Origin of the sequence: Candidatus Pelagisphaera phototrophica (assembly GCF_014529625.1) — a bacterium.
GTDB classification, from domain to species: domain Bacteria; phylum Verrucomicrobiota; class Verrucomicrobiia; order Opitutales; family Opitutaceae; genus Pelagisphaera; species Pelagisphaera phototrophica.
In genome coordinates, this window is record NZ_CP076039.1 from 3,482,332 (window position 1) to 3,493,549 (window position 11,218).

The following is an 11,218-nucleotide window of genomic DNA, read 5'->3' on the forward strand; positions in this document are numbered from 1 at the left end:
TTCGAAATGGGACAACGCTCGAAAATCGTGCTGCTCGGGGCCACTGGCTCCATCGGCTCCAGCGCCCTGAAAGTAATTCGCAAGCACTCAGATCGCCTTGAATTGGTTGGAATCGCGGCTAACCGAAATGTCGATCAACTTGCCGCGATCGCAAAAGAGTTCGGGGTACCCGAAGTGTGCCTTTTCGATCCCGACGCCTGGAAGCAAGCAGAGGACGCGAACGCCTTTCCAGTAAGTGTCAACCTCACCTGCGGTGAAGAAGGACTCTGCCATCTGGCGACCTTACCCGGTTGCCATACGGTATTGATTGCAGTTGTCGGTACTCGAGGCCTCATGCCAGCTCTCGCCGCTCTCGAGGCCGGCCACACCCTCGCTGTGGCGAGCAAAGAGATCCTTGTGCTCGCAGGAAAGTTCATCGTTGAAGCCGCTCGAAAATCGAAAGTCGAGATACTGCCGGTCGACAGTGAACACAATGCTCTCTTTCAATGCCTTCAAGGGATTCGACCCAGTCACATTTCAAAATTGATACTGACAGGATCTGGGGGAAGTTTCCGCGATCTTCCGATTGAGAGGCTCAATTCAGTGACTCTGGAGAAGGCTCTTCAGCACCCAAATTGGGACATGGGCCCCAAAGTCACGATCGACTCTGCGACTATGGCGAACAAAGGGCTAGAAATGATCGAAGCCAAGTGGCTCTTTGGAATGCAGCCCGAACAAGTCGACGTCGTCATCCACACCCAAAGTATCGTACATTCCATGGTCGAATGCATTGACGGTTCCATAATCGCCCAAATGAGTCCGCCCGATATGACCTTCGCCATACAGCACACGCTTTTGTACCCGGATCGAGGAGAACCTGTTGCGAATAAACTGGATTTTTCCCAAGCCCTCGCACTCGACTTTCGACCTCCCGATATCGGTCGCTACCCTTGCCTCGAACTGGCGAGAGCCTGCATGAAGGCGGATGGGGCGGCTCCAGGAATCTTCAACGCCGCAAACGAGGTCGCAGTGGAAGCATTCACCCGGAAACGTATTAAATTTATTGAAATCGCTAAAATCGTGGCGAAAACGCTGGAAACGATTGATAATAGTGAACCTGTTACGATAGATGAAGTCTTGGAATATGACAGCCAAGCGAGAGTCATCGCCTCTCAACTCGTAGATCAAACACCGTAATGGAAAATCTTTTTAGCATAATATCCGATTGGGCCTGGGCCGCGCTTATGGTCGTACTCTTTTTTGGAGGCTCCATTTTCGTTCATGAACTGGGCCACTTCCTCGCCGCCAAATGGAGAGGACTTCATATTGAACGATTTTCGATTGGGTTTGGCCCCCGTCTGTTTGGCTGGAAAAAGGACGGTATCGACTACCGTGTCTCCCTTCTTCCACTCGGTGGCTACGTGGCGCTCCCTCAACTCGCTGATATGAAAGGGATAGAGGGGGAAAACTCGGTTGATCTTATCGAGCTGCCTCCGATTTCCTACGCCTCCAAAGTTATAGTGTCAGTCGCCGGCGCGGTTTTCAATATTCTTTTCGCCCTCGTACTCGGCCTTATACTCTGGTTCACGGGAGTCGAAAGGGAAGAAGCGACGACGATCGGAGCCATTTCTGATAAAATCGAAATTCGAGAAGGTGAATTCGTAGAGAATCCCGCCATGGCTGCTGGCCTTAGAATCGGCGATAAGATTCTCAGCATCGATGGCGAGGAAATCAGATCTTTTGAAGACATATTCATAAGCATCGCTCTTGGTTCAGGGGTTACAGAAGACGGCAAACGCAAGGCCATAATTACGTATCTAAGAAATGGGGAGGTTTTCACGACAAACGTAAATCCCGTCCTCAACCCTGATCACGAATTGCGCATGATCGGGATCAATCCGAATCGGACGACTTACCTGTCTAGTTTAACCGAGGGCTTTCCCGCCAAGGAAGCCGGACTTTTTCCGGGAGACACCATTAAGAAAATTGATGGCGTAACGATCTACGGTCCCCAGCACTTAACTACAGTTATCCGTGAGTCCCAAGGCACGCCGCTTCGATTCACTATCGAAAGGGAAGGATCTGAAGGAATCGAGACGATGGAGATCGTCGTCACTCCGGTCTTGTCGAAATTCAACCTTTCCGAGGAACAGTTTTATGCAATTGGAGCAGGCCTGGGAGCCATGATCGAACGCTACACCGCTCACATCAACCCTATCGCACTGTCTATCGACGTGGTAAAACGTACCTACCAGACTTTGAGATCACTCATAAGCCAAGGTTCTGATGCCAAGCTAAAGGACATGTCCGGACCTGTTGGAATCACCAACATTATCGTTAAAACTGCAGCGATCGGCATCGTTAGAGTCATGGAGATCGCGCTCATGATCAACATCAGCCTCGCCATATTCAACCTACTCCCAATACCGGTTCTCGACGGTGGGCACATCGCGTTTGCCACAATCGCCAAGATAACCGGAAAACCCATACCGCCCAATTTCGCTGCCACGATCCAAGGAAGCTTCATGATATTGCTTTTCTCGTTCATGCTGTACGTCACATTCCATGACGTCGGCAGACTCTTTACGAGAGAGCCGGAAACCAACAGCCAACCTGTCAGACTGATAAAGGTTGAAGACGCTCCGGCATAGATGGCCGAATCGACGCATTGTATTCAATGAGTTCCTATTGCTCGTCTCGATTCGCTACGATCCGACGACCCAGTCGCGAAGTATCTGTCGGAGAGATCGGAGTTGGGGGAATCAATCCCGTCCGAGTTCAGTCGATGACGACGACAAACACTCAGGACGTCGAGGCTACTGTTAAGCAGGCTATTGATCTCGCCGAAGCGGGATGCGAGATCATCCGCATAACAGCCCCCAACAAGAGTGCGGCTCGAGCCCTAAAAGACATCCACACCCAATTTCGGGCCGCCGGATTCAGCAATCCCCTCGTGGCCGATATTCATTTCCTTCCTTCAGCAGCGATGGAGGCCATTGAGCACGTTGAGAAAGTACGAGTGAACCCCGGTAATTATGCGGACAACAAGAAGTTCGCGGTTAGGGAATATTCAGACAGCCAATACAACGAGGAACTCGACCGTCTCCACGAGGGTTTTTCACCGCTAGTAATCAGGGCAAAGCAACTGGGTAGATCATTGCGCATAGGAACCAACCATGGTTCTCTTTCCGACCGCATCATGAATCGATACGGGGACACCCCTCTTGGAATGGTCGAATCCGCGCTCGAGTTTCTACAAATCGGCGAAACTCACGGGTTCTACGACATGATCCTTTCCATGAAATCGAGCAACCCAAAGGTGATGATCGAAGCCTACCGTCTGCTCGTCGACCGTATGAATGCTGAAAAAATGGATTACCCATTACATCTCGGGGTCACTGAAGCAGGTGACGGTGAGGATGGACGCATCAAAAGCACGATAGGTATTGGTAGCTTACTTACAGATGGACTGGGCGATACTATTCGCGTTTCACTAACTGAAGACCCTGTCTTCGAGATTCCAGTAGCGGAAGCCATAGCCAGAAAAGCAATGGACCATTGGGTCAACGGTAATATCGATTCCCAAGAACCCGATTCTATCGACCCCTATCATTACAAAAGGCGCCACACGAACGCATTCACATTGGGAAAGGACTTAAAAGTGGGTCCTGAAGCGCCACCCACCGTGTTCACCTACAGCACAATTCCCCTCTCCGAGATTGATCAACTGGAGTCCTTCATCAATAAGGAAGCCCCCTTGCTGGCGGACACGCCAATCGAAGGTCTGTGTTTCAAAATTAGCAGCGTGGACGAAATCGTTAACCTTGAAACAGTCCTCAAATCGATCGGAGACCAGATCCAGCTCTTGGTTGTTGAAGTCTCTTGCGAGATCGAGCTTGGGTCACTCTCCAGATCTCTTCCCCAATCCGGCATACCACTCGCTTTGGTTCGGGATTTCGAAGACAGTGCCTTTGACGAATACAAGCGGTTCGTGCGAGTCTGTTACGATTATGGAGCGATTCCAATCGCCGGGCTGAGTCCAAACTCGGTCGACGGAATCTTTTCAGAGTCGGCCGACAATCTAATTGTTACGTTAAGATCGAACCTAGTCGCTGAGAGGCCAAGCCATCACGTAGGATTGTATCGGCAGCTTGCGGAACGATTGAAGCATTGGCGCAACGCCTCACCTGTTTGGATCCGAAATCAGGCTCAATCGAAATTTAATTCTCCTTCCTTTCTGGACCGACTCCTAGATGCGAGCAACCTCACCGGAAGCCTCCTGTGTGACGGAATCGGCGATATCATAAGTATAGAGTCTGAAAAAGATTTCGTTCGATCTACAAAACTTGCCTACAACGTACTACAAGGCGCGGGCGCCCGAATCTCGAAAACGGAATTTGTCGCCTGCCCTAGCTGTGGCCGAACCCTCTTTGATCTGCAGTCTACCACTCAACGTATTAGAGAAAAAACCGGGCACCTGAAAGGAGTCAAAATTGCGATCATGGGCTGTATCGTAAATGGCCCTGGGGAAATGGCAGACGCGGACTTTGGCTATGTGGGTGGAGCGCCGGCAAAGATTAATCTCTACGTAGGGAAGCAATGCGTCCAGTACAACATACCTCAATCCGAAGCAGACGACCGTCTAATCAAGCTGATCAAAAAGCATAATAAATGGGTCGATCCGGAACCGGTCGCAAGTTGACTTGCGCGGGCTCAATCCGGGTTTACAAAGATTCATTCGATGCAGAATCGCATTTGAGAACTGTTCGGACAAAGATTGGCTGCTCCACCGGAAAGAATTGAAATTGCGTTACGCACGTCTCTCGCAATCATTCAGATTTCCCTGATTCTCCATGGAACTGTCCTCACAGGCATTTATTGGCATCGATGGCGGGGGCTCACATACGCGCGCACTCGCGATTGATGCCCAAGCGCGCCCCTTGGAGTCATACACCGTTTCCGGCTGCAACCCTCACAATATAGGTTTCTTGCACGCGGGAGATCGAATTAATGAAGCAGTTTCTCATACGCTGGAATCACTTAATGCTAACGTGACTGAAATTCGATCGGTATTCTGCGGGGTCGCCGGAATTCGAAACAGCGAAGAACAGGCCGAGCTGGCAAAGTCACTCTCTCGATTTCAATGGGCATGCAACGGAGTCTTGAAGATCGATCACGATCTTTCCATAGCCTACGAGGCAGCTTTAGGCGATCTGCCGGGAATCTGCCTTATCGCGGGAACTGGGGCGGCCGGCATCGCCAAAGGCGATACAGGGGAATTCCATTCAGCTAGCAATCGACTTCCCAACGGTTACGAACCAGGAAGTGGATACGGAGTCGGGATGGATGCCATCAATGCAGGGATTGTCGAGGCCACCTCGGATTCACGCGATGAGATCTCAAATATTGCCCAATCCGTTATCAGTCTTTCCCACGAAGGGAATTTGCAAGCTCGCAGAATCATAGATATAAATACCGACTCCCTCATTCAGCTAATAGCCAAAATTCGTGCCCAGTCAGGGCTAGATGAAGATTTTTCGATTGTGATTACCGGTGGCCTCGGAGGCTCCGAAACGCTCTACCGCATGTTGATCGTGGAGAAAATAACCGCTCTATTTCCGCAAGCAAAAATCCACGCCCCTCGCATGGCCCCTGTAGAGGCCGCAGCGGTTTTTGCCCTGCGAAATTCGAAAGCTGAATTCTAGCATCGATTGACCTGCAAAAGAGCGACTATTACTAATCTCTGCTGCCCCCTAACATGCTTAGTAGGTAGATTAAGTAGCTGAGAGAGCTTACAAACGCAGCGACATAGGTCAACGCCGCCGCATTGAGCGTCTTTTCCACTCCGACCATTTCATCATTTCCGAGGATACCCAAGGCAACCAACTCCTTCTTGGCTCTCGCACTAGCGTCATACTCGACCGGCAAAGTAATCAGCTGAAACAAAGTAAGAACCACATAACATAGAATGCCGAGTTTGAGAAGGGTAAGGCTGAACGCCCCACCGATGATGAAAAACGAGCCAATCATAACGAAAGGCAGCACGCTCGAGGCAATGTTCGTAATAGGCACTAAGGCCATTCGAGCTTTCAATGCCCCATAGCCAATCTTGTGCTGAACCGCGTGGCCCGCTTCATGGGCAGCCACTCCTAAAGCCGCCAAACTCGAACCGTTATAGTTCTCCTCACTCAGAGCCAGCTTTTTGCCAATTGGGTCGTAATGATCCGTTAAGTGCCCCCGAACTTGAATGATCTTAACATCCGATATTCCGGCGTTTCTCATTACCGCTGCCGCGGCTTCGGCTCCTGTGATTCGGCCACGAGAAGGCACCCTAGCGTACTTGTTGTAAGTTGAGGACACCTTGGATTGCGCCCACATAGCCAAAATGAATGTGGGGACGATGAAAATGAGGTAGCCCATAATCGAGCCTCCTCCTCCGGGATAAATTGCTAAGGTGTCTATGCTCATAAAATTTCTAATCTCCATCCTTCCACAGAAAGCAAAGAGCATTCCAAGTTCCAGCAAAGAGTATCGTCCGAGACGATTTTTACTAACTCATTGAAAATGTACGCCTTAGACCCATTGAATTCGTAATCTAGCCAGTCAGAGAAGCGTCTAAGAAGGAGACAGCCCGTGACAAACAAACAGAAAGCGCCAGTCCTGCAGCCGAAGCCTCTATAGCAAAGTAGCAGAAATTTCAAAATGGATAGCCCAAGGAGAAGTGAAGACCCCATTTTCTGACCGATTGCCAAAACGTTGAAGACCTGTTTTCAAAGTGGATCGCGAAAGAGTGTGGATGGGGAAGGCAGTCCTAGGCGAGTCCGCAACGTTTCAGCAACGCCTCCGGCTCAGGTTCCCGACCCATAAAGCCTTTAAAAAGCTCCATCGGATCGCGTGAATTTCCCTTTGACAAAATGTTTTCCCGAAAGGATCCGCCGGTTTCGCGGTTGAATACACCTTCTTTTTCGAACCGAGTAAACGCGTCCGCATCGAGCACTTCGGCCCATTTGTAAGAATAGTAGCCTGCAGCATAACCAACGGGGCTTGAGAATAAGTGACTAAATCGGCGCACGAGCGTCGGAGGTTGCGTTTTCAGAGGAATGGAATAGGAATCAATCTCCTGCCTGATTTTCCCATCAAGATCGCCCTCGTAATAATTTTCTGGATGCAAGTGCATTTCCAAATCCATTTTACCGAGTGACAATTGGCGCATCGTCATAATGCCTGAATTAAAATTACGGGCGGCGACCATTTTATCGAACAACTCATCTGGAATAGCTAAACCCGTCTCATGGTGTCGTGCGAAAAGATCGAGGCTTTCACGGTTCCAGCACCAGTTTTCCATGATTTGGGATGGAAGCTCTACAAAGTCCCAAGCTACGTTCACTCCTGAAAGCGATTTGATTTCTATGTTTCCCAGCAGGTGGTGAAGCAGATGCCCGAATTCGTGAAAAACGGTTTCGACTTCATCGTGAGTGAGCAACGCGGGCCGGTCACCAATCGGAGCAGTCATGTTACCGCAAATCAATCCAACGTGTGGCTCCCTAGATTTTTCCCCATTACTTGGCAATCCTGTATCAAGAAAATTCATCCAGGCTCCGCCTCGCTTTTCTTCACGAGGATGCCAATCAGCGTAGAAGTAGCCGAGCAACTCCCCCGAATCGTCACGCAGATCGTAAACTTTCACCTCTTTGTGCCATCCGTTTGCTCCCTTGTGGTCTCTAATCTTAACCGCAAAAAGCCTCTCAGCAATTTCGAACATTCCGCTGAGCACTTTATCGATCGGGAAGTAAGGCCGCAACGATTCTTCGTCAAAGTCGTATTTTTGCTGACGGAGTTTCTCTGCCCAGTAGGTCGTATTCCAAGGCTCCAGACGATCTTTGGGCTCACCCGTTTTCTGGGCTACGAAGCTCTCCAGTTCATCGATCTCTTGATCAAAGGCTGCTTTGGCCTTTTTGTGAAGATCCTCTACAAATTGAAGGGCTCGAGATCCCGTCTTGGCCATCCGACGCTGTAGCGTGCTGTCCGCAAAATTGTCTTTGCCGATTAGAGAGGCTTTCTCTGCCCTCAATTTCAGGATATCTCTAATAAGATCAGTATTATCGTGGGGCTCTTTAAGCCCGATTTGCGAGGAGGCCTCTTGGATCTCCTTACGTAAACTCTCGTCGTCTGCGAACTTTAGAATCGGAAGTAATGAAGGAGCATGCAGCGTAAACCGCCAAACCGGTTTCTCTTCCGATCCAAGTTTCTTGGACTGGGCACTTTGCGAGGCTGCCTGTCTTGCGGATTCCGGCAGTCCAGCCAATCTTGCTTCATCTTCTACAAGGAGCTCAAACGCGTTGGTTGCGTCGAGTACGTTTTCGGAGAACTTCTGCGTCTTCTGCGCCAACTCCTTGTTGATCTCCTCTAATCGGCCTTTACTCGCCTTATCCAAGTCCGATCCCGCCTGCACGAAGTCAGCGGTCGTCTCGTCGAAAAATCGCTTCTGGATCCCCGCTAATTCCTTCGCTTCCGGCTTTTCCAAAAACCCTTTGATAGCATTCCACAAGCGAGGGTTTAAGGGAATTCCGCTATTAAATTCGGTCACACTGGGAAGCATCTTGTTATAGGCTTCGCGAAGCTCTTTGGAATCCTTAACGGACGTCATATGATCTACGCGCCCCCAAGCTCTCGACAACATCTGTCCCGCGTTTTCCAAGGCCATGAAGGTGTTTTCAAAGGTCGCTTCGTCCGATTCAACAAGGCAGATGGCCTCAACCTCCGCTTTTGCCAATTCCAGGGCGGACTCGATCTCTGACTCTATCCGGTCGGGTGTTAATTCATCCCAATCGATGAGCTTGGCAGCATTTAGAAGTCCTTTTTCGTTCCCCATAGTCTTTCCCAATGAATCCCTATCGACACCGGATCAACAAGGTTGTTTTTAAAAATTGCGGGATTTTTCTACCTCGCGCCTGCTTCTTTAGTAAAACACGCGACCGCGTTCTCAGATCTCTTGCTTAGATCTTTCGATATATTTACGGCTCCGAACCCAAAGCGAGCCTCCTTTTTCAGCCCATTCATCCGCCAATACTGCCCAACGCTCGTGGTCCCGCCACTCGCCTCCGATGTTCAAGTATTTGGGCGAAACCCCTTCTTTTCTCAAACCAAGACGACGGGCTAACGCGATTGAATTCGTATTCGTAGGCTGGATATTGATCTCTAGCCGATGCAGCCCCAAAGACCCGAATGCCTGGTCGAAACCCAAAGCCAGTCCTTCGGTCAAGTAGCCCCTCCCAGTGCAGCCCTGATACCCCCAGTAGCCGACGAACGCTCCGTTCATTGCTCCACGAATAATTTCACTGAAATTCACAGCTCCGACAATTTCGTCGTCACGCTTCCGGCAAACGAAATACCCTTCGTAGCGATCCTCTCCGAGCCTGTCTAGGTAAGCCTCATACCCAGCTTGAGTTGTCATCGGATAGACCCAAGGGCGGTGCAGCGAAAGACTCTCTCGGTTCTTTTCGATAAATGCTTCCGCGTCGGCAGCTCTGGGTTCACGAACATAAACTCTCATTTTTCTGGCCCATTCCATTCAAGGAACCAATCTTCTCCCACGTACGACTATTGCCTAATACCAGTATACAAAGCAAAGTAATATTGAAACCCAAACCTTAACCCGCCTTTATCCGAAGCCGTGCAACCACCAAGATCCGCCGAAGCGCTACGATACCACAAATTCGGAGATCCATTCGAAACACTTTCACACGAGACAATTGCCCTCGATCCTCCAAAACCGGGATTTGTGACGCTAAAAATATTGGCCGTCCCTATCAATCCTGCCGACTTCGGAAGAATTAATGGCACTTATGGCAAGCTTTCAAATTTACCAGGAACAGGAGGAATCGAGGGCGTGGGGGAAGTGGTCGAAACCGGAAGCAATGACGGTGCCTTTTCAGCCGGTGCACGGGTCCTGTTTGCAGGAAAACCCAGTTCCTGGCAAACCTATGCCCTCGCTAGCGAAGACCAAGTCTACCCGGCCCCTGAGACACTCGACGATCTCCAAGCCTCAATGTTCTGGGTCAATCCCGCGACCGCCTGGAGAATGATGCACGACTTCGCAACACTCGAGCCCGGTGACTGGATAGTCCAGAATGCAGCAACCTCTGCCGTGGGTAAACTTGTGATCCAGTTTGCTTCCCAATTGGGGGTCAAAACAGCGAATATTGTGCGCGATCCTGATACCGCAGAGGGGCTTCGAAATCTAGGAGCGACTCTCGTCCTAAAGGACGACAAGGAGGCGGCAAAGCGAATCCAGAGCCAGACCGAGTCTTCAAAAGTTAAGCTGGGCCTAAATGCAGTGGGCGGAAAAAGCTCCCTCACGATCTGCAAATGCCTTTCAAACAAAGCCACCCTCGTAACGTATGGAGGAATGGACCGACAACCGGCGACTTTCCCCACCCGCTACCTGATATTCAATGACTTGTCACTAAGAGGGTTCTGGGTAAGCGAATGGTATCGAAATGCGAGTCGAGCCACAATCGAGGGAATGCATTCGGAGATCGCTCAGAAAATGGACGCAGGGAACATACGCACGGACATCGAGGCCACTTATTCCCTCAAGGATTGGAAAGCAGCTCTCGAACATTCGCTTCGACCCGGCAAAACCGGCAAAGTGGTTTTCCATATGGGAAAGTCGAAATCTACCGATTCAATCGAACCATAGACCAAGGCCACATTCCCCTCGACACCAATAGGCACAGAGCTATCTAAGATTAGGACATGGCGAACAAGCCGTACAAATTTTCCCGACAGGCTGAAAACCTTATCGCCAACTTGCGGGGCGTCCCGGAAAACTATAGTCCCATCGTTCGTGAAACCGTCGACATGGGCTCGGTTTTCGACAATATCCTAACTCGCTACAAGATTGGAATCGACTCTCTGGAAGACCAGATCCGCGAGAAGTGGACCAAGATCGTCGGGCTGGAAAACGCGGGGCACTGCAACCCCGTTCGAATTGAGCGGGAAAAGACCCTTGTGATTGCAGTATCCAATCCTATTATACGCCAAGAACTTCAATTTAATCAAGCGATCATTCTCAAAAACCTGAAGTCGCTGAAATACGGAGACCAGATCCGCTACCTCGTCTTTCGTTCAGGCTAGAGTTCCAAAGGAGTCTACCATGCTAAACTCGGATCAGTATCCTAGCGATCACTCAGCGAATCCTCGCTAAACGCGATTTCACTCGCAAGCAATTCCAGGA

At 50.2% G+C, this 11,218-nt stretch carries 9 protein-coding genes; 6 read left to right on the forward strand and 3 right to left on the reverse strand.

Translation table 11 applies throughout. The features are described from left to right. Window positions 1-6: 6 nt before the first annotated feature. The 4 genes from dxr to GA004_RS14995 all read left to right on the forward strand — a co-directional run bounded on the left by dxr (window position 7) and on the right by GA004_RS14995 (window position 5,684). The gene (dxr, locus tag GA004_RS14980; protein ID WP_283394687.1) at window positions 7-1,176 is read left to right on the forward strand and encodes a 1-deoxy-D-xylulose-5-phosphate reductoisomerase; all 1,170 of its coding nucleotides are present in this window, start codon (window positions 7-9) and stop codon (window positions 1,174-1,176) included. Beyond that, window positions 1,176-2,630 carry an RIP metalloprotease RseP gene (rseP, locus tag GA004_RS14985; protein ID WP_283394688.1) on the forward strand — a complete coding sequence of 485 codons (1,455 nt, stop codon included), beginning with the start codon at window positions 1,176-1,178 and terminating at the stop codon, window positions 2,628-2,630. Before dxr ends, rseP begins: the two co-directional genes overlap by 1 nt. 26 nt (window positions 2,631-2,656) lie before the next feature. Further along, window positions 2,657-4,681 (forward strand): (E)-4-hydroxy-3-methylbut-2-enyl-diphosphate synthase, encoded by a 2,025-nt coding sequence (gene ispG, locus GA004_RS14990; RefSeq protein ID WP_283394689.1) that lies wholly within the window; start codon window positions 2,657-2,659, stop codon window positions 4,679-4,681. Between the two features lie 151 nt (window positions 4,682-4,832). Then, window positions 4,833-5,684: an N-acetylglucosamine kinase gene (locus GA004_RS14995; RefSeq protein WP_283394690.1), complete on the forward strand. Its 852-nt coding sequence runs from the start codon at window positions 4,833-4,835 to the stop codon at window positions 5,682-5,684. A gap of 31 nt (window positions 5,685-5,715) precedes the next feature. Here the strand turns inward: GA004_RS14995 and GA004_RS15000 are convergent, their stop codons facing one another. The 3 genes from GA004_RS15000 to GA004_RS15010 all read right to left on the reverse strand — a co-directional run bounded on the left by GA004_RS15000 (window position 5,716) and on the right by GA004_RS15010 (window position 9,532). Continuing rightward, on the reverse strand, window positions 5,716-6,447 hold the full coding sequence (locus tag GA004_RS15000) for a zinc metallopeptidase (RefSeq protein ID WP_283394691.1): 732 nt from the start codon (window positions 6,445-6,447) through the stop codon (window positions 5,716-5,718). Between the two features lie 343 nt (window positions 6,448-6,790). Continuing rightward, a complete protein-coding gene (locus GA004_RS15005; protein ID WP_283394692.1) occupies window positions 6,791-8,851 on the reverse strand; it encodes a M3 family metallopeptidase in 2,061 nt (686 codons plus the stop codon). A gap of 111 nt (window positions 8,852-8,962) precedes the next feature. Continuing rightward, window positions 8,963-9,532, reverse strand: a complete 570-nt coding sequence (locus GA004_RS15010; RefSeq protein ID WP_283394693.1) for a GNAT family N-acetyltransferase — start codon at window positions 9,530-9,532, stop codon at window positions 8,963-8,965. 120 nt (window positions 9,533-9,652) lie between these two features. Here GA004_RS15010 and GA004_RS15015 point away from each other — a divergent pair, with 120 nt between their 5' ends. After that, on the forward strand, window positions 9,653-10,681 hold the full coding sequence (locus GA004_RS15015) for an MDR family NADPH-dependent oxidoreductase (protein ID WP_283394694.1): 1,029 nt from the start codon (window positions 9,653-9,655) through the stop codon (window positions 10,679-10,681). A 56-nt stretch (window positions 10,682-10,737) separates the two neighbouring features. Continuing rightward, window positions 10,738-11,118 (forward strand): DciA family protein, encoded by a 381-nt coding sequence (locus GA004_RS15020; RefSeq protein ID WP_283394695.1) that lies wholly within the window; start codon window positions 10,738-10,740, stop codon window positions 11,116-11,118. Window positions 11,119-11,218: the final 100 nt, after the last annotated feature.